Annotated in this window: 16 protein-coding genes; 6 read left to right on the forward strand and 10 right to left on the reverse strand. The window is 45.2% G+C overall.

All coding sequences use genetic code 11. The annotated features are described in order from the left end of the window. Positions 1-299 precede the first annotated feature (299 nt). The 6 genes from AB6E52_RS12875 (at position 300) to AB6E52_RS12900 (ending at position 5,134) form a co-directional block, all read left to right on the forward strand. Positions 300-728: a DUF1499 domain-containing protein gene (locus AB6E52_RS12875; RefSeq protein WP_017059301.1), complete on the forward strand. Its 429-nt coding sequence runs from the start codon at positions 300-302 to the stop codon at positions 726-728. A 127-nt stretch (positions 729-855) separates the two neighbouring features. Continuing rightward, positions 856-1,551 carry a 5'-methylthioadenosine/S-adenosylhomocysteine nucleosidase gene (gene mtnN / locus AB6E52_RS12880; RefSeq protein WP_017059300.1) on the forward strand — a complete coding sequence of 232 codons (696 nt, stop codon included), beginning with the start codon at positions 856-858 and terminating at the stop codon, positions 1,549-1,551. A gap of 10 nt (positions 1,552-1,561) precedes the next feature. Further along, positions 1,562-2,521, forward strand: a complete 960-nt coding sequence (locus AB6E52_RS12885) for a cobalamin biosynthesis family protein (protein ID WP_102319700.1) — start codon at positions 1,562-1,564, stop codon at positions 2,519-2,521. 1 nt (position 2,522) lies between these two features. After that, positions 2,523-3,392 carry a vitamin B12 ABC transporter substrate-binding protein BtuF gene (gene btuF, locus AB6E52_RS12890; RefSeq protein WP_017059298.1) on the forward strand — a complete coding sequence of 290 codons (870 nt, stop codon included), beginning with the start codon at positions 2,523-2,525 and terminating at the stop codon, positions 3,390-3,392. A 74-nt stretch (positions 3,393-3,466) separates the two neighbouring features. Then, positions 3,467-4,084, forward strand: coding sequence for a TRIC cation channel family protein (locus tag AB6E52_RS12895; RefSeq protein ID WP_017062893.1), 618 nt, complete (start codon positions 3,467-3,469; stop codon positions 4,082-4,084). Between the two features lie 204 nt (positions 4,085-4,288). Beyond that, on the forward strand, positions 4,289-5,134 hold the full coding sequence (locus tag AB6E52_RS12900; RefSeq protein WP_102319699.1) for a LysR family transcriptional regulator: 846 nt from the start codon (positions 4,289-4,291) through the stop codon (positions 5,132-5,134). Here AB6E52_RS12900 and AB6E52_RS12905 read toward each other — a convergent pair. From AB6E52_RS12905 to AB6E52_RS12950, 10 genes are all read right to left on the reverse strand, one after another. Further along, entirely contained in the window at positions 5,085-5,864 is a 780-nt protein-coding gene (locus AB6E52_RS12905) for a TSUP family transporter (protein WP_102319698.1), read from the reverse strand. The two genes, AB6E52_RS12900 and AB6E52_RS12905, sit on opposite strands and share 50 nt — an antisense overlap. 195 nt (positions 5,865-6,059) lie before the next feature. Then, positions 6,060-9,290, reverse strand: coding sequence for a carbamoyl-phosphate synthase large subunit (gene carB / locus AB6E52_RS12910; RefSeq protein WP_017059294.1), 3,231 nt, complete (start codon positions 9,288-9,290; stop codon positions 6,060-6,062). A gap of 16 nt (positions 9,291-9,306) precedes the next feature. Beyond that, positions 9,307-10,461 carry a glutamine-hydrolyzing carbamoyl-phosphate synthase small subunit gene (gene carA, locus AB6E52_RS12915; RefSeq protein ID WP_102319697.1) on the reverse strand — a complete coding sequence of 385 codons (1,155 nt, stop codon included), beginning with the start codon at positions 10,459-10,461 and terminating at the stop codon, positions 9,307-9,309. Between the two features lie 503 nt (positions 10,462-10,964). After that, positions 10,965-11,789, reverse strand: a complete 825-nt coding sequence (gene dapB / locus AB6E52_RS12920) for a 4-hydroxy-tetrahydrodipicolinate reductase (RefSeq protein WP_020628676.1) — start codon at positions 11,787-11,789, stop codon at positions 10,965-10,967. Between the two features lie 92 nt (positions 11,790-11,881). Further along, on the reverse strand, positions 11,882-12,280 hold the full coding sequence (gene mutT, locus AB6E52_RS12925) for an 8-oxo-dGTP diphosphatase MutT (RefSeq protein WP_017062897.1): 399 nt from the start codon (positions 12,278-12,280) through the stop codon (positions 11,882-11,884). 348 nt (positions 12,281-12,628) lie between these two features. Continuing rightward, positions 12,629-15,355 carry a preprotein translocase subunit SecA gene (gene secA / locus AB6E52_RS12930; RefSeq protein ID WP_017059292.1) on the reverse strand — a complete coding sequence of 909 codons (2,727 nt, stop codon included), beginning with the start codon at positions 15,353-15,355 and terminating at the stop codon, positions 12,629-12,631. A 390-nt stretch (positions 15,356-15,745) separates the two neighbouring features. Further along, positions 15,746-16,663: a UDP-3-O-acyl-N-acetylglucosamine deacetylase gene (lpxC, locus tag AB6E52_RS12935; RefSeq protein WP_010434751.1), complete on the reverse strand. Its 918-nt coding sequence runs from the start codon at positions 16,661-16,663 to the stop codon at positions 15,746-15,748. Between the two features lie 96 nt (positions 16,664-16,759). After that, complete coding sequence (gene ftsZ / locus AB6E52_RS12940) at positions 16,760-17,989, reverse strand: cell division protein FtsZ (protein ID WP_017059291.1); 1,230 nt, start codon at positions 17,987-17,989, stop codon at positions 16,760-16,762. A gap of 31 nt (positions 17,990-18,020) precedes the next feature. Then, on the reverse strand, positions 18,021-19,289 hold the full coding sequence (ftsA, locus tag AB6E52_RS12945) for a cell division protein FtsA (protein WP_010434747.1): 1,269 nt from the start codon (positions 19,287-19,289) through the stop codon (positions 18,021-18,023). Then, complete coding sequence (locus tag AB6E52_RS12950) at positions 19,282-19,974, reverse strand: cell division protein FtsQ/DivIB (protein WP_372134463.1); 693 nt, start codon at positions 19,972-19,974, stop codon at positions 19,282-19,284. Before AB6E52_RS12950 ends, ftsA begins: the two co-directional genes overlap by 8 nt. Positions 19,975-20,053: the final 79 nt, after the last annotated feature.

Below are 20,053 nucleotides of genomic sequence, written 5' to 3' on the forward strand. Positions count from 1 at the left end.
ATAACTCTTTACCATGCTGTTCAAAAAACACTCACGAAAGATCAACACGCCCTAGGCTACTTCCCCCTCGCCGCGATTAAAACGCTTTTATCTCGAACAAAATTTAACCACGAAAGGTCAACACGCCCTAGTATAAGGTTTCCTTTATTACTCAAGCCGTTACTATAAAAAAGGGATCCAATGATGGATCCTTTTTTGAATTAGATACGTTTATCACAAGCATATCGAAAAATACGTAAAACAATCGCAAACAAGCCAATACCTATAACTACAATTAAAACAACGCCATAGGAAACATTATGAAAAAAGCAGCTCTCCTCTCGTTATCACTTTTAACGTTAACCGCTTGCAGCCAAGGAATCACGGACATGAAAGACAGAACTTCATCACCTTGTGGAGACAAACCAAACTGCGTATCAACTCAAGATGATCGTGAGCAACATGCATTGGCCGCGTTTGAGTTGTCAGATTCAGCGAGCTTAGATGCGATTGAGCAGGTTGCGCTAACCTTACCGGGATCAAAAACCGCGAGTAAAACAGAAGATTATCTGCGTGTTGAATGTACTTCGCGCATCATGCGTTTTGTCGATGACTTAGAACTTAAAATCACGGATGGCAAACTGATCGTGCGTTCAGAGTCTCGTACTGGCCATTCTGATTTTGGCGTAAACCGAAAACGAGCTGAACAACTTCGTGCTAGCTTGAAAAGCGAAGGCCTAATCAAATAGATAAAAGAATATGCAGATAAATCGCTACTATTCGGATGAGAAGTGCCTCTGGGCAGTCGCTCGACACTTCTTATCCATGCTACAATTTCGCTCTACTGTTTAAATATTATTTATTAAGAGACTACACATGAAAATCGGCATCATTGGCGCAATGGAGCAAGAAGTTGCGATCCTAAAAGCAGCAATTTCAGACATTACTGAAGTTAATAAAGGCGGTTGTACCTTTTTCTCTGGTCAGCTAAATGGTGTTGACGTTGTTTTGCTTCAATCTGGCATTGGTAAAGTAGCAGCGGCTGTTGGTACTTCAATCCTACTAAGCGAATACCAACCAGATGCCGTTCTGAACACGGGCTCTGCTGGCGGTTTTGATTCAACACTGAACCTTGGCGATGTGGTTATCTCAACTGAAGTTCGACACCACGATGCAGACGTTACAGCTTTCGGTTACGAAATCGGCCAAATGGCAGGTCAACCTGCAGCGTTCAAAGCTGACGACAAACTGATGGCTGTTGCTGAACAAGCACTAGCACAAATGGAAGACAAGCATGCCGTTCGCGGTCTTATCTGTACTGGCGACGCATTTGTTTGCACAGCAGAACGCCAAGAGTTCATCCGCAAGCACTTCCCATCTGTTGTTGCTGTAGAGATGGAAGCATCGGCTATCGCTCAAGCTTGTCACCAATTCCAAGTACCATTCGTGGTTGTTCGTGCAATCTCTGATGTTGCAGACAAAGAATCACCAATGAGCTTCGAAGAGTTCCTGCCACTAGCAGCGCAAAGCTCTTCTGAAATGGTTATCAAGATGGTTGCCCTACTAAAGTAAGCGACTAGACATGCAAACACTGTTTGATCAGGTATTTGCAAATGGCGTGCTCCTTGTGATGTGGGGAGCACTACTTTTTCATTTAATTTTACCTATCCCCCATGCCGCACACCCCACGACCTTATGGCATAAGTTTGCTGAGCTTTTAGCAAGCAAGGTTAATAACAATAACAACCACAACTATTCCCAAAGTTTAATCTCAGGCACATTAGCCTGGGGGTTAATGGTACTGCCAACTCTGGTTATTCTATTGGCACTGCAACCATTGGTTTGGCAATCTCAACTGTTTGAATTGGCACTGTTATTACTCGCGATTGATTGGCGCAATAATGAAAAGCTGGCTAACCAACTGATCAAAGTACTTGGCCGAGAAGATAAAGCGGCCGCTCGTCAGTTACTGGCTCCGATTGTCAATCGTCAAACCGAATCACTTTCGTCACTTGGCCTCGGCAAAGCCGCCACAGAAACCATAATCATGGGTTACGCTCGTAACGTAGTTTGTGTGTTGTTCTGGTACGCCATTGGTGGTGGAATCGCTGCGTTAATGTATCGCCTTGTGGTCGAGTTAGCTCGAGCTTGGTCGCCAAGTCGCAAGCAGTTTTCTCCTTTCGGCTCAACGGCAATCAAGATCGTCGCTATCCTAGAACTTATACCAATGCGCTTATTTGCCTTGATGATCGTCTTTGGTGATAAAGCAACGCACACATTTAAGATGATGCTAGTCCAAAGTCGCTCTTGGCCACTACCCGGCCCAGCCTGGTTAATCACGGCTGTTGGCAACAAGCTGGAGTTATCATTAGGTGGCCCTGCGATTTACGACAACACTAAAGCCATTCGCGCAAAATTAGGCGGAAGAATCGCACCGTCAGCTCTGCATCTATCTCAGGTTCAGAAACTACTCTTTGGTCGCATCGCTATCTGGATATTTTTACAAAGCCTAGCCTTACTATTTATTCACCAAGGGATTTAGATTGAAACCTTCAGCGCTTGTTACAAGCCTTACTATTTTGTCTTCCAGCTTATGGCTGCCTTTATCATTTGCAGAAGAAGCACCACGGACTCAAGAACAAGTACAGCTGGCTCAACGCGTAGTCAGCCTTGCTCCTCATGCCACTGAACTCGCGTACAGCGCTGGTTTAGGCAACAACCTTGTTGCCGTAAGTGAACGAAGTGATTACCCACCACAAGCCGATAAGCTTGAAAAAGTGGCAAACTATCAAGGTATCAAGGTTGAGAAGATCATCGCACTTCAGCCTGATTTGATTCTTGCGTGGCCAGCGGGAAACCCGCCCAGAGAGCTCGCGAAACTAGAGCAATTTGGTTTTAATATTTACTACTCCAAGACCAAAAGCCTAGACAGTATCGCAACCAATATTGAACAACTGAGCGAATACGCTAGCGATCCAAGCATTGGCGAAAATAACGCTCAGCAATACAGAGAGCAGCTCAACGCGTTGAGACTAGAATACAAAGATGCCGAGCCAGTAAACTACTTCTACCAGCTCAGTGAAAAGCCGATCATCACTGTTGCTCAAGGACACTGGCCAAGTGAGGTGTTTGAGTTTTGTGGTGGCCACAATATTTTTGAAGACAGCGCCTCTCCCTATCCGCAAGTTGGTATTGAACAAGTTGTATTAAGAAAACCGCAAGTAATCTTCACTTCTCAGCACGCGATTGAGAATGGAACCATGTGGCAAACATGGGAAGATGAGATCCCAGCTGTCGCTCAAAATCAGATTTGGTCCCTCAATTCTGACTGGATTAATCGCCCGACAACGAGAACTTTGAAAGCGATCCAACAAGTGTGCGATTTCTTTGATAGAGCTAGGCAAAATCACTAACTATTTGCTGCGTTTTTTCGTACAATTCGCCACCGACCTGTCCCTACAATTTTAACTATAAGAGCACCAGTATCATGGACTCCATGCTGCTTTATATTATCGATTTATTTGGCACTGCCATCTTTGCCGTCTCAGGCGTATTTGTCGCTGGCCGTCTTAAGATGGATCCCTTTGGCGTCGCCGTTCTAGGCAGTGTAACCGCGATTGGCGGCGGCACAATTCGTGACATGGCATTGGGTGCAACTCCCGTGTTTTGGATCACCGATACCACCTACCTTTGGGTCATCATCATCACCTGTTTGCTGACCATGATTATTGTAAGACGCCCGAAACGTCTGGCTTGGTGGATATTGCCGGTATGTGATGCGATTGGCCTAGCGGTGTTTGTTGGCATTGGTGTAGAAAAAGCACTTATCTATCAAGATTCAGCACTAGTGGCGATCATCATGGGTGTCATCACCGGCTGCGGTGGCGGTATTATCCGCGACGTACTTGCCCGTGAAGTGCCTATGATTCTAAGAAGTGAAGTCTACGCGACCGCTTGTATCATTGGTGGTACTTTCCATACCATGGCGATCAGCATGGGGCACGATTCAGAAACTGCATTTCTGGCCGGCGTGTTCTCAACACTATTGATAAGGCTTGGCGCTATTCGTTGGCATTTATCATTGCCGACCTTCGCCATCAAATAAGCTAACGTTACAAAGTGAAAGGCTCCGTAAAGGAGCCTTTCTTAATTTGAGCTCCCCAACACAATTATTATGCTCTCGCGCTACACGTGCGAGCATAGCTAAAAATACCTAACTTGGTTCAAAGCTTTAGTTTCAAGACTAGAGAATGAATGTTGTTTGAGGTAATTTGAAACAATCATTCCCAAATTTCATGAATATAACCCAATGCTACTCGAAGGAATCGAAACTCTACTGGTATTGAGTAAAGCAAAGACCATGAGCCGCACAGGCAGTTTGCTTTATATCAGCCAATCAGCGGTCAGCAAACGGATTGCGAATTTAGAAAAGAAGCTAGGTAAAAAGCTCATTGAACCGAGTGGCCGACAGATAAAACTCACGCCAGATGCGATAGCATTAATCGAGAGTATTGGCCCGACATTCAATGAACTTCGTGGGCTTATTTATGAACAGCAAGAGTTGGAAGATACCACTCTCATCACCCTAGACAGCAATAAGTCTCTGATAGCCGGTTATTTAGGTGAGATGATGGGCCAATTTATCCAGCAAGATAAGTACATCACCATTACCACCAACCACACGCCGAGAATTATCGAACGGGTGCAGTCCGGCAAGGCGACCTTGGGGTTGTGTGCTGGCTTACTGCCACCACATCATGGGTTGATGACCTTCCATCTTTTTGATGAACCGTTTTACATAGTGAGTAAGTCGCCGCTAACGGATCTCCCTCCAATGGTCATCACTAACGACATGACCAATCCAGCCAATTCTTATCAACTTTCTGTATTAGAAAAATTTGGTATCAAACCCTTGATGGAGATGGATGCCTACACCGCAGCGGCGCAACTTGCATTGGGCGGGACTGGGCCTGCGTTAATCCCGCTCTCTATCGTAAAAACACTCAATATTGAGCCTCAATACTTGTATAGCTTCCCTGAATTAGCAGGCTTAATTCGACCGATTCATGTCTGTGTTAGACCGAATAGCTACCAGTCTCCAAGAGTTAAAATACTGATAGAATCCATTGTTGATGCTGTTCCCAAAGCAGTTTAGAAGCCATCAGCATCGACATTACGATCACAAGGGGGCGAATCCATTTCTGCCCTTTTGTCACCACGACTTTGGCGCCAAGCTGAGCCCCCATAAAACCACCAACCGCCATCACTAATCCTAACTCCCAAATAGGCAAGCCAGCCAAAATAAAGAAAATCAGTGCAGCGATGTTCGAGGTGAAATTCAATACTTTAGTTCGCGCCGTAGCATCGACCAATGAGAAATGGCCAATCGCAACAAAACACACAGTGAAGATTGAGCCTGTGCCAGGGCCAAAGAAGCCATCATAGAAACCAACACCGCCACCGACACATAACGCAAACATCGCCTCGGAGATCTTTTGTTTGCCTTCAGAGGCTCTGGTTTGTGGTGCTAATAGGAAATAGAGAGAGATCGCGATAAGCAGCAGTGGGATCACGCTGGTCAAAAGGCTCGCGTCGATGTATTGAACCAACTCAGCACCAATAGCCGAACCTATAAAGGTACAAAAGATAGCGAGGCGCATCTCCTTAATACTGACGATACCGTTACGCACGAAATACCAACTCGCGGAGAAGCTGCCAAATGAGCTTTGGAGTTTGTTGGTTGCCAGTGCCTGCGTGGGTGGAACTCCAGCCGCTAGCAATGCAGGTAGAGTCAGTAACCCACCGCCGCCAGCCATTGCATCAATAAAGCCTGCTGCCGTTGCAACAACAAACAAGATAGCCAATATTTCTAGAGTGATTTCCATATACCCAACGCCTTAAAATCCTGTGTAGCGACAAGTTACCACTCACAGCAGACGAGCAATAACGAAACACAAGATTCTAACCTATTCCAAATATTCATCATTAAGCTACCGCGGAATAACAGACATAAAAAAGCCCACTCCGAGGAGTGGGCTTTGAGCATTTATATCCGCATATCAGCGATACACTTTAGGCGATTAAGCTTGAGAAGCTTTAACCTGAGCGTGTAGCTCTTGAACTGAAGTTACTGACGTTTTCGCGTCTGCAGTGTGCGCCATACAAGTCGCGAATGCAGCGTTTAGCGTAGTCGTGTAGTTAACTTTCTCAGCAAGTGCACCACGACGAAGAACTTTAGAATCTTCAATCGCTTGACGGCCAGCTGCAGTGTTCACGATGTACGTGTACTCGTTGTTCTTGATACGGTCAAGAATGTGAGGACGACCTTCGTGTACCTTGTTTACTAGACGTGGGTTGATGCCCGCTTCGCCAAGGATAACCGCAGTACCGTGAGTTGCGTCTAGCTGGTAACCAAGCTTAGATAGCTTAGATGCTAGGTCAACAACACGCTCTTTGTCGCCTTCGCGAACAGAAAGAAGTGCACGACCGCCTTCTGGGTAGATGTTACCACAACCCAATTCAGCTTTAGAGTATGCTTCTGCGAACGTCGCACCAACACCCATAACTTCACCAGTAGAGCGCATTTCTGGGCCTAACAGTGGGTCAACACCAGGGAACTTGTTGAATGGAAGTACAACTTCTTTCACTGAGTAGTAAGGTGGGATGATTTCTTTCGTAAAGCCTTGAGACTCTAGAGATTGACCCGCCATTACACGAGCGGCAATCTTAGCGATTGGCGCACCAGTTGCTTTAGATACGAATGGAACCGTACGTGCTGCACGAGGGTTAACCTCGATTAGGTACACTTCATTGTTCTTAACAGCAAACTGCGTGTTCATCAGACCACGAACACCCAACTCGAACGCTAGCTTTTCAACTTGCTCGCGCATTACGTCTTGGATTTCTTGGCTTAGCGTGTATGCAGGAAGAGAACATGCTGAGTCACCAGAGTGAACACCCGCTTGCTCGATGTGCTCCATAATACCGCCGATTACAACGCGCTCACCGTCACAAATCGCATCTACGTCTACTTCAACAGCGTCATCTAGGAAGCTATCAAGTAGTACTGGAGATTCGTTTGATACGCTAACTGCTTCGTTGAAGTAGCGACGTAGGTCTTGCTCGTCGTATACGATTTCCATCGCACGACCACCAAGTACGTAAGAAGGACGTACAACCAGTGGGAAGCCGATTTCACGAGATTTCTCTACCGCTTGCTCCATTGTTGTTACTGTCGCGTTTTCTGGTTGAAGTAGGCCTAGACGGTCTACAGCAACTTGGAAACGCTCACGGTCTTCTGCACGGTCGATTGCGTCTGGGCTAGTACCGATGATTGGTACGCCAGCAGCTTCAAGAGCACGTGCCAGTTTAAGTGGCGTTTGACCACCGTACTGAACGATAACGCCTTTTGGCTTCTCAACACGAGCGATTGCTAGTACGTCTTCCAGAGTTACTGGTTCGAAGTACAGACGGTCAGACGTATCGTAGTCTGTAGAAACTGTCTCAGGGTTACAGTTAACCATGATAGTTTCGTAGCCATCTTCACGTAGCGCTAGTGATGCGTGTACACAACAGTAGTCAAATTCAATGCCTTGGCCGATACGGTTTGGACCGCCGCCTAGAATCATGATTTTTTCTTTGTCTGTTGGGTTTGCTTCACACTCGTCATCGTAAGATGAGTACATGTAAGCCGTATCTGAAGAGAACTCAGCTGCACACGTATCTACACGCTTGTATACCGGGTGGATATCGTATTGGTCACGTAGACGACGGATTTCGCTTTCCGCTACACCTAGAATCTTAGATAGGCGCGCATCAGCAAAACCTTTACGCTTAAGCTTGTTTAGCTCGTCTTTATTTAGACCAGCAAAGCCTTTCGCTTTAAGTTCTTGCTCTAGCTTAACGATGTCTTCGATTTGAACTAGGAACCAACGGTCGATTTGCGTTAGGTTGAATACACCATCTACCGACATACCAGCACGGAATGCGTCAGCGATGTACCAAATACGCTCTGCGCCAGCTTCTTTAAGTTCGTGACGGATAGTCGTTAGAGCATCTGGTGCGTCTAGGTCTACCATTTCGTCAAAACCAGTCGCGCCAACTTCTAGGCCGCGAAGTGCTTTTTGTAGAGATTCTTGTTGGTTACGGCCGATAGCCATAACTTCACCAACCGACTTCATTTGCGTCGTTAGGCGGTCGTTAGCACCTGCAAACTTCTCGAAGTTAAAACGAGGAATCTTAGTTACTACGTAGTCGATTGTTGGTTCGAATGATGCTGGAGTTGCGCCGCCAGTGATGTCATTCATTAGCTCGTCTAGCGTGAAGCCAACAGCCAGTTTCGCTGCAATCTTAGCGATTGGGAAACCTGTTGCTTTAGAAGCTAGTGCAGAAGAGCGAGATACACGTGGGTTCATCTCGATGATAACCATACGGCCATCTTTCGGGTTGATACCAAACTGTACGTTTGAACCACCTGTTTCAACACCAATCTCACGCAGTACTGCTAGAGATGCGTTACGCATTAGTTGGTATTCTTTATCTGTCAGCGTTTGAGCTGGAGCCACAGTGATTGAGTCACCTGTGTGAATACCCATTGGGTCGAAGTTTTCAATCGCACATACGATGATGCAGTTGTCGTTTTTGTCACGAACCACTTCCATCTCGTACTCTTTCCAACCGATAAGTGATTCATCGATAAGAAGTTCATTAGTTGGAGATAGATCCAAACCACGACGACAGATTTCTTCAAATTCTTCTTTGTTGTAAGCGATACCGCCACCAGTACCACCCATCGTGAACGATGGACGAATGATACAAGGGAAGCCAACCATGTCTAAAACTTTGTAAGCTTCTTCCATCGTTTTCGCTGTATCAGCAGTTGGACACTCAAGGCCAATTGCTTTCATTGCTTTATCGAAGCGTGAACGGTCTTCTGCTTTATCGATAGCGTCAGCCGTTGCACCAATCATTTCAACACCGAACTCTTCAAGAACGCCGTGCTTTTCTAGGTCTAGAGCACAGTTCAATGCAGTTTGGCCACCCATAGTAGGTAGAACTGCATCAGGCTTCTCTTTAGCGATGATGTTACGCACAACTTCCCATTGGATAGGCTCGATGTAAGTTGCATCTGCCATGTCTGGGTCAGTCATGATTGTCGCTGGGTTCGAGTTTACAAGAATAACTCGGTAACCTTCTTCGCGAAGCGCTTTACAAGCTTGAGCACCAGAGTAATCGAACTCACATGCTTGGCCGATAACGATCGGGCCAGCACCTAGAATAAGAATACTTTTAATGTCAGTACGTTTTGGCATTGTCTACTACTCCGAATTACGCTGTGTGCTGTTTGATTAGTTCAATAAAGTGGTCGAATAACGGCGCTGCGTCTTCTGGACCTGGGCTTGCTTCAGGGTGACCTTGGAAGCTGAATGCTGGTTTGTCTGTACGGTGAATACCTTGTAGAGAACCATCAAATAGTGATTTGTGCGTTGCACGTAGTGTCTCTGGAAGGGTTTCTTCGTCAGCAGCAAAGCCGTGGTTTTGCGAAGTAATCATCACAACATCACGATCTAAATCTTTAACCGGGTGGTTTGCGCCGTGGTGACCAAACTTCATCTTCACTGTCTTAGCGCCTGACGCAAGAGCAAGAATCTGGTGACCTAGACAGATACCGAAGATTGGTAAGCCTTTTTCTAGGAACACTTTTGTCGCTTCAATTGCGTAAGTACATGGTTCTGGGTCACCAGGGCCATTTGAAAGGAAAACACCGTCTGGGTTCAGAGCAAGTACTTCTTCAGCTGAAGTCTCAGCAGGAACAACCGTTAGGCGGCAGCCGCGGTCAACAAGCATTCGTAGGATGTTTCGTTTTGCACCGAAGTCATAAGCAACAACGTGGTATGGCAATTCTGAGTCTGATTTCGCTTCAGGAAGTCCACCCGTAAGCGTCCACGAACCTTGTTTCCATTGATACGCTTCTTTTGTTGTAACTTCTTTCGCAAGGTCCATACCTTTCAGGCCAGGGAATTCTTTTGCTTTAGCAAGAGCTAGAGCTTCGTCTAGGTTTCCGTCGTTTACTGAAGAGCCAGCTACAATACAACCGTTCTGTGCGCCTTTTTCACGAAGAATACGCGTCAACTTACGAGTATCAATATCAGCGATACCAACAACGTTTTGCGACTTAAGGTAATCAGAAAGGGATTGTTCATTACGGAAGTTAGAAGCGATTAGAGGGAGATCGCGAATCACAAGGCCTTGAGCGTGGATTGAAGAAGATTCTTCGTCTTCGGAATTGGTTCCGGTATTGCCAATGTGAGGGTAAGTAAGGGTAACGATTTGTTGAGAATAGGAAGGATCAGTGAGGATTTCTTGGTACCCCGTCATCGAGGTATTAAAAACGACTTCACCAACTGCAGAACCTACAGCGCCAATGGCTTCACCGTGAAATACTGTCCCATCTTCTAGGACGAGTAGTGCTGACTTCTTCAAGACAACCTCCAGAAATAAAAATGCATTAAAATTGATTTAATTTGCAAATCTACCTTCCTGCAACACCAAAAACTGCGTGTTTATGGAAATTAGACAAATTGGCGGTATTTTAGTGATCTGCGTGATACGTGTCAACATTTAACTCAAAAGAAATTAAACATTTGTAAGGACTAATTCAATTTACCCCCTCAAAGCTCCAAAAGTTCAACTTTCATACGCATTTAGCTCGAATATTACGATTTTCTAATTTTCACCCCTCATTTTAGCCAACCATAGAGTGATAAAAATATCAGCAACAAAACGCAATCGATAAATACCAAGAGAAAACATGACAATTTAAAGATCTAAAACAAAAAACACACTAAAGACCACATAAACAGCATAGAAATGGAGTCAAAAAGGCGATAAGAAGAAAGTAGAAGGAAGATCGGAGAAGTGAGATTACTAAGGAAAAGGCACCAAATAAAGAAAGCGCCGGCAATTGCCAGCGCATAAATATCTATTTATAGGTCATTCAAACCAAGCACATCCGTCATGGTATAAAAGCCTGCTGGTTTATCATTTAACCAAACCGCGGCCTTGATTGCGCCATTAGCAAAGGTCATTCGATCAGTGGCTTTATGGGTAATTTCCACTCGTTCACCGATATCAGCAAACATAGCGGTGTGTTCACCAATAATGTCACCGGCACGAATCGTCGCGAAACCAATCTCATCTTTAGTGCGCTCGCCAGTAATACCCTCGCGTGACCATACAGCTACATCGTTCAGCTCGTTGCCCATAGCACCCGCAATAGCTTCGCCCATACCAATCGCAGTACCTGACGGTGCATCGACTTTATGACGGTGATGAGCCTCAACGATCTCGACATCACAGTAATCGCCCATCACTTTAGCGGCCTTCTCTAGCAGCTTAAAGACCAGGTTCACACCAACGCTGTAGTTAGGTGCCATTACGATAGCCATCTCTTTTGAAGCAGCATCAATCACCTGCTTCTCTTCTTCAGAGAAGCCCGTTGTACCGATGATCAGTTTTTTACCGTGACGTTTACAAAGTTCAATATTCGCTAATGTGCTAACAGGGGCAGTAAAATCGACAATCACATCAAACTCTTCGATGGCTTTAGACAAATCATCGACTAAAGCAACATCAAAACGACCTTCACCGCATAACTCGCCGACATCTACGCCGACCAAAGATGACTCTGGACGCTCTGAACCAGCTCCAACACTTGCTTCTGAATTATGATGAGCGGCTTTCACCAAGTTGCGGCCCATGCGGCCCGCTGCTCCTGCAATTGCAATTCTTACCACTGCGAATATCTCCATTGTTTTGGTTACCGTTGCCACTTATCTCTTGCAGCAACGTTCAATCGATTAATCTCTTTAAACTAACAACAATCTCAAACTCAGGCTAGCAATTACGAAAACTCTTTTATTACTCGCTCTAAAATTGGCACATTTGCCTCTGGGAAGGCGTATTGATTCAATGATTCTAGGCTTACCCATTCACCTTGCTGACCTTCTTTACCATAAGGCTGCTCTTCAAAATCAGTCACGAGAATGAAATCGAACTTAAGTGACTTATCGGTGTAATCAAATTCAAGATGCTCAAACAGAGACTGCTCGGTCACCTTGATACCGACCTCTTCATCAAGCTCGCGAGTCATCGCTTGCTCAATAGTTTCGCCCTCTTCAACCTTGCCACCTGGAAATTCCCAGAAGCCACCTTTGTGCTTGTCATCTGGACGCTTAGTGATAAAGACCTGTGACTTATCTTGATTGAAGATAATACCCGCTACGATATGGATTCTTTTCATTGATGGTGTTCCTTAATAAAACGCTGAACTCACATAGTCCCTAAATACGTCATCCTCAAGAAAGAGGAACGACTGAGTTGGGGATCTAAAACTACGCGAGCCTAACTAAACAAGATTCCCTACTACGCTCACTCCTCGCTATAGGGAATGACAACTTCCTTGCGTAACAAAGTAAGCCATGAAATTTACATACAAAAAGAGCCGCCTAAGCGACTCTTTATATTCTATTTGTCAGTTTTATGAAGCTAAGTTGTAGTGTATGAGAGCAAGGCGGTGGCACGGAGCTTACGACTGTAAGTGAGTACCACCAACGCAGCTATCATGCGCTACAGCAACGATTCATTAAACTTACGCGATTTTACCGTGACACTGCTTGTACTTCTTACCGCTACCACATGGGCATGGCTCGTTACGGCCAACTTTACGCTCGTCACGCACTACCGTTTGTGGAGATGCCGCTTCAGCTTCATCGTCAGCTAGCTGGTTTTCAGCTGTTGCATGTTGCGCTTGTGCACGACGCGCCGCTTCTTCAGCTTGAGCTTGACGTTGAGCTTCCATCTTTTCAACTTCTTCTTGTTGCTGAACGCGCACTTTAGAAAGGATGGTAACAACGTCTGTTTTCAGTACATCTAGTAGGCCTTCAAACAGTTCAAACGACTCGCGCTTGTACTCTTGTTTCGGGTTCTTCTGAGCATAACCACGTAAGTGGATACCTTGACGAAGGTGATCCATCGCAGCCAAGTGCTCTTTCCAAAGGCCGTCTAGCGTTTGTAGCATCACAGATTTCTCGAAGTTACGCAGTACTTGAGCACCAACCACTTCTTCTTTCTGTTTGTACGAATCAACCGCCATAGCAAGAATACGCTCACGCAATGCTTCTTCATAAAGCTTGTCGTCTTCGTCTAACCAACCTTGAATATCAAAGTCTAGATCGAAGTCATTCTTCAGACGATCTTGCAGACCCGCGATATCCCACATATCTTCAAGAGACTGAGGTGCGATGTATTCATCAATCACTGATGCCAATACATCTTCACGGTTGTGTTCGATCATCTCGCTGATATCGTCAGAGCTCATCAGTTCATCACGAAGCTCATAAACCACTTTACGTTGGTCATTGGCTACATCATCGTACTCAAGAAGCTGCTTACGAATATCGAAGTTACGACCTTCAACTTTACGTTGTGCTTTTTCAATTGAGCGAGAAAGCATCTTAGATTCGATCGCTTCGCCTTCGTCCATACCACTTTGGATAAGACCAGCCATACGATCCGATGTGAAGATACGTAGCAGAGAATCTTCCATTGATAGGTAGAAACGAGAAGAACCCGCATCACCTTGACGACCAGAACGACCACGTAGCTGGTTGTCGATACGGCGAGATTCATGACGCTCAGTACCAATGATGTGCAGACCACCTGACTCAAGCACTTTATCGTGGATTACTCTCCAGTCAGCTTTGATCTTCTCGATCTGCTCTTTGGTTGGATTCTCTAGCTTCTCAACTTGTGCCTGCCAGCTACCACCTAATACGATATCGGTACCACGACCAGCCATGTTAGTTGCGATAGTTACCGCACTCGGCATACCAGCTTGTGCAACGATCTCTGCTTCCATTTCGTGGAATTTAGCATTTAGAACGCTGTGCTTAATTTTTGCTTTTTTCAGTGCGTTAGACAGTAGTTCAGACTTCTCGATAGAAACCGTACCAACCAATGATGGCTGACCAGCAGCTACACGGTCTTTGATGTCTTCAATGATCGCATTGAACTTGTCTTCTTCGGTACGATAAACCACATCTGGCATATCGTTACGAACCATAGGCTTGTTGGTTGGGATAACCACTGTTTCTAGGCCGTAGATAGACTGAAATTCGAAAGCTTCTGTATCGGCTGTACCTGTCATACCTGACAGTTTTTCGTATAGACGGAAGAAGTTCTGGAATGTAATCGATGCTAGCGTCTGGTTTTCATTCTGAATCTTCACACCTTCTTTAGCTTCAACAGCTTGGTGTAAACCTTCAGACCAACGACGACCTGGCATAGTACGACCAGTATGTTCATCAACGATAACCACTTCGCCTTCTTCAGTAACGATGTAGTCGACGTCTTTCTCAAACAGTACGTGTGCACGCAGCGCTGCATTAACATGGTGCAATAGGCTGATATTAGTTGGAGAGTAAAGCGTGTCACCCTCTTCCATCAGGCCGTTTTTGACCATTAGCTCTTCTACAAATTCTTGACCGTTTTCAGTCAGGTGAACCTGTTTCGATTTCTCGTCCATGGTGTAGTGACCTTCACCACGGTACTCTTCAGAATCTTCTTTATCTTGGCGCTCAAGGTTAGGGATCAACGTGTTAATACGCGTGTAAAGATCTGAACTATCTTCAGCTGGGCCAGAGATAATAAGTGGAGTACGAGCTTCATCGATTAAGATTGAGTCAACCTCATCGACAACAGCAAAGAAGCGCTCACGTTGAACACGATCTTCAGCACGGAAAGCCATGTTGTCACGTAGGTAATCGAAGCCAAACTCGTTGTTTGTTCCGTATAGGATATCCGCTTGGTACGCTTCTTTCTTCTCTGGTGGAGCCATGTTTGGCACGTTTACGCCAACAGTCATACCAAGGAATTCAAATAATGGGCGGTTTGTTTCCGCATCACGCTTCGCTAGGTAGTCGTTCACCGTTACTACGTGAACACCTTTGCTAGGTAGGGCGTTAAGATAAGCTGGTAGGGTTGCTGTAAGAGTCTTACCTTCACCAGTACGCATTTCTGCAATTTGGCCAGCATTTAGAACCATGCCACCAATCATTTGCACGTCAAAGTGACGCATGCCGTAAACACGCTTAGACGCTTCACGTACCGTAGCAAATGCTTCAGGTAGAAGTTGGTCTAGCGATTCACCTTTATCTAAGCGCTCACGAAATTCAACCGTTTTTGCTTTTAGTTCTTCGTCTGAAAGTGCTTCAAACGTTGGTTCGAAGTTATTAATTTCTTTTACAATTTTTCTAAGGCGGCGCAGTGTTCTGTCATTGCGACTGCCAATTACCTTTGTCAGCAGCTTAGTAATCATGTGCTTGGAATCTCTTCGTTCTCAGATCGTCCGCGATCTATTTTAAATGCCGTCAGTGTCTCTACTAGCTATGAACTAGTCTTCAGTTACTAACCAAGGATACTGAGATAAATCTAGTATCTTTGATATTGTACTTGAGAGTAGAGTTTTCAAGGCTTGAGTTAAAATTAATGCCCTTTAGTGTAAGTAATTTTCACACCAACAACCATTTATAACCCCATTTGTTTGATGTGCTTGGAACTTTTCTTTCTAATTGCTGATGGATTAGCCAGACTGCAGCTCATTGGGAGACAACTTTCGGATGTTGACGACACTGTATCTGGAAAATAGATACAAAAAAACCAGGTCAATGACCTGGTTTTCGAAATCTTATATTGCTGTAAACAACAATTACGCTAGAACCATTCCTGGTTCAGCAAATGCAACAGGAGAGCCTACTTCTTCTTCGAATGTTGCCCATTCCCAAGCTTCTGCGTCAGCAAGTACTGCACGTAGTAGTTGGTTGTTTAGGCCGTGACCTGATTTGTATGCACGAAACTCACCAATAATAGCGTGTCCACACATGTACAAGTCACCAATCGCATCTAGTACTTTATGAGTTACGAACTCATTGTCAAAACGTAGACCCTCTTCATTAAGAATTCGGTATTCGTCAAGTACGATAGCATTATCAAAGCTACCACCAAGTACTAGGTTTTGAGATTGTAGATACTCAATGTCGCGCATGAAGCCGAAAGTACGAGCGCGAGAGATTTCTTTCACAAAACCTTGTGAAGAGAAATCAAACAACAAACGTTGCTCATCAGATTCAATTGCTGGGTGGTTAAAGTCGATCTCAAAGTCCATACGGAAGCCGTTAAATGGAACAAACTCTGCCCACTTATCGCCATCTTCAAAACGGATAGGCTTTTTGATACGAATAAAACGCTTCGCTGCATTCAGTGTTTCTACACCCGCTTGCTGTAGCAAGTATACGAATGGGCTTGCGCTACCATCCATAATTGGGATTTCAGGAGCATCTACTTCAACAATAATGTTGTCAATGCCCATACCCGCTAAAGCTGCGTTAAGGTGTTCCACTGTAGAGATACGTACGCCTTCGTCATTAACAAGAGCTGTACATAGCATAGTGTCACGAACTGACGCTGGATCAGCTGGGAAATCTACAGGTGGATTTACATCTGTACGACGATAAACAATACCTGTATTTGCAGCTGCCGGGCGAAGAGTAAGTGTGACTTTACGACCAGAGTGGAGACCCACACCAGTTGTTTTCACAATTTCTTTCAGAGTACGTTGTCTGATCATCTGCTTGCCTCGTTATCAGTGCTACAAATCACGGTCAGTATTTACCGACCGCGAATTTTACCATTAATTCGACGATAGTCAAATTTTGGGTATTTGTTAATCAGCCTGACGTCGTAAGAATGCTGGAATATCTAAGTATCCACTCTCTTTCTCAGCCTTAGGTGCTGCACTTTGGCTAGCGCCTGTACCTGAAGAAACAGGTGACGTTGTTGGTTGCGGCTTAACTTGAGGTTTAACCTCAGTTTTTTCTTGCAATGGTTGTGCCACTTTCTCTTCCACTTTTGGTGCAGTTTGAGCCGCTACCTGTGGTTGAGGAGTTGGTGCAACCTTAGCTTTACCACCAGCAACTAATGTAATGTCTGGTTTTTTCTCTGTGCCGATACCTGTTGCAACAACAGTTACGCGGATTTCATCTGTCATATCAGGGTCTAGAGAAGTACCAATCACAACTGTTGCATTATCAGATGCGAATGCCTTAACTGTATTACCTACTGTTTCGAACTCATCTAGACGCATATCTAGGCCTGCAGTGATGTTCACAAGAACGCCACGCGCGCCAGCTAGGTCGATGTCTTCTAGTAGTGGGCTAGAAATTGCTGTTTCAGCAGCTTCTTCAGCACGGTCTTCACCTTTTGCGATACCGCTACCCATCATTGCATGACCCATCTCAGACATTACGGTGCGAACATCCGCGAAATCGACGTTAATCATACCAGGGCGAGTAATTAGCTCAGCGATACCTTGTACAGCGTTTTTAAGTACATCATTTGCACTTGCGAAAGCTTCTAGCAGAGTTACGCCGCGGCCAAGTACTTTAAGTAGCTTTTCATTTGGAATCGTAATTAATGAATCCACATGTTTAGAAAGCTCTTCAATACCTTGCTCAGCAAACGCTAAACGCTTTTTGCCTTCAAAGCTAAATGGCTTAGTTACAACAGCAACCGTCAGCACACCCAACTCTTTCGCAACTTCAGCAATAACTGGAGCAGCACCTGTACCAGTCCCACCGCCCATACCAGCTGCGATAAATACCATATCGGCGCCAGTTAGAACTTCTTTAATTCTTTCTCGATCTTCGAGAGCTGCATCACGGCCTACTTGTGGGTTTGCACCAGCGCCCAAACCTTTAGTGATATCACCACCAATTTGGATCACGCTGCTCACGCTTGTTTTACGAAGTGCTTGTGCATCAGTGTTAACACTGATGAATTCTACGCCTTCGATTGATTCACGTACCATGTGCTCAACAGCGTTACCGCCACCGCCACCAACTCCAACGACTTTAATTACTGCATCGTCAGACATTTCCATCATCGGTTCAAACATGTGTTATCTCCGTTTTTTCCTGCAACTCAGGTTAAAACTCTTTTTGTATCCAATTACGCAATTTGCCAAATAAACCAGACATAGAAGGTGCTGAACGCTTAGGTTCGCTGTAATCACCTTCATCACTGATCTGACAATCTCTTGCGTAATGAAGTAAACCAACCGCCGTAGAATGATACGGCTCTTTAACATAGTCAGTTAAGCCACTAACTTCTAACGGCTTACCAACTCGAACTTGATTGCGGAAAACACGTTCCGCACACTCTACCAATCCGTCAATTTGTGCCGCTCCACCAGTGAGAACGACGCCAGCTGCAAGGTGGTGTTTAATACCTTCATCTCGTAGCTGTAATTGAACCGTATCAATAGTTTGGTTAACGAGACCCATAAGTTCAGTGTAACGTGGTTCAATCACTTCCGACAAAGTTTGTCGTTGCAAACTTCTCGATGGGCGACCACCAACACTTGGGACGTTAACAGAATCATCCTTGCTTACGAGTTCACTCAGAGCGCAACCATGGTTTACTTTTATCTCTTCAGCATCGCTCACTGGCGTGCCGAAAGCGAAGGCAATATCACTGGTTACTGCATTTCCTGCGTAGGAAAAGACTTCTGTGTGTCGAAGTGCGCCGCCAGTCCAAATGGAAATATCCATTGTACCCGCACCGATATCGACAACACATACTCCAAGCTCTCTCTCGTCTTCAGTAATTACCGCATTGCTTGAGGCAAGTCCTGAAAACACGATTTGTTCTACTGTGAGACCACATCGTTCAACAGCTTTAATAATGTTTCTCGCCATGTCGCTATGGCAAGAAATTAGGTGAACACTGACTTCCATTCGAACACCAGATAAGCCAAGTGGGTTCTTAATCCCTTCTTGATAATCAATGGTAAATTCTTGTGGGATCACGTGCAGAATTCTCTGCTCATCACCTATTTTAATTGATTTCGCGGTATGGATCGCTCGATCCATATCGTCTTGAGACACCTCTTCATCAGAGATAGTGCCCATGCCTTTTTCAATTCGGCTTGCGATATGTTTGCCTGATAGCGAGATAAACACATTGCTGATTTGGCATTCCGCCATCAACTCTGCTTGATCAATTGCTCGCTGAACTGACTTAACTACCGACTCTAGGTCGTTCACACCACCTTTATCCATACCTCTGGATGGGCTTTGCCCAGAGCCAATGATATTGATTTGACCATCAGGCAATATTTCACCAACCAGAGCTGATATGGTCGCAGTGCCTATATCAAGACCAACGATTATGTTGTCATCTGCGGTCTTAGTCATCTGTGCTCTCTTCTAACTCTTGCTCTGGAAACCAGCCTACAGCGGCTCCCGTATCATACCTGAGGTCGATGTAGCTCACTTGATTCGCTTTACTACCAAGTTCGTTGTAAAGCGAAATGAAGCGTTCAACACGCTCATCTAAAGAATCTTTACCTAGTTCTAAACGGATACCGTTATCTAGGATTATTTGCCAAGCGCGACGCTCATTGAGAACGAGAGAGGTAACGGTTAACCCTAGACTGTTAATCAAAGGGGTTATCTGTCGCCACTTTTCTATCACTTCTTGGCTGGTGCCGTCTGGGCCGTAAAGCTTAACTCTATCGCCCTTCAACAGGCCGATATCACCATTAAACACCTGACCATCGTCATTCAGCAGCATGTTACCGTTCCAGATTGCTGCCGCATGGTACTCAGTCAAAAATACTTTTATTGTGTCTGGCCACTGCTTACGAATGGAGACCGCTGAAACCCAAGGTAACGCTTCTAAACTGTCTTGCAACACACCGATGTCTTGCGACATGAAGGTTCCAATGTGCTCTAGCTCGCTAAAGGCATGTTGAACATCACCAGCGGTTACGTAAGTTAAGTCGCCTTGAAGTACTATTTTGGAGAGAGGCAATCGCTGATCGTCCCACATCCAAGTTAGTGTGGTATAGAAAAGAAACCCAATGAATAGCAATACCATGACAAAAAAAGACCCGCCTAAGGCGTGTTTCTTGAGCGACGGTAAACTGAATAGGTGGCGGTTTTCGCTAAAAGTACTT

Origin of the sequence: Vibrio sp. 10N.247.311.13 (genome assembly GCF_041467595.1) — a bacterium.
GTDB lineage: Bacteria > Pseudomonadota > Gammaproteobacteria > Enterobacterales > Vibrionaceae > Vibrio > Vibrio crassostreae_C.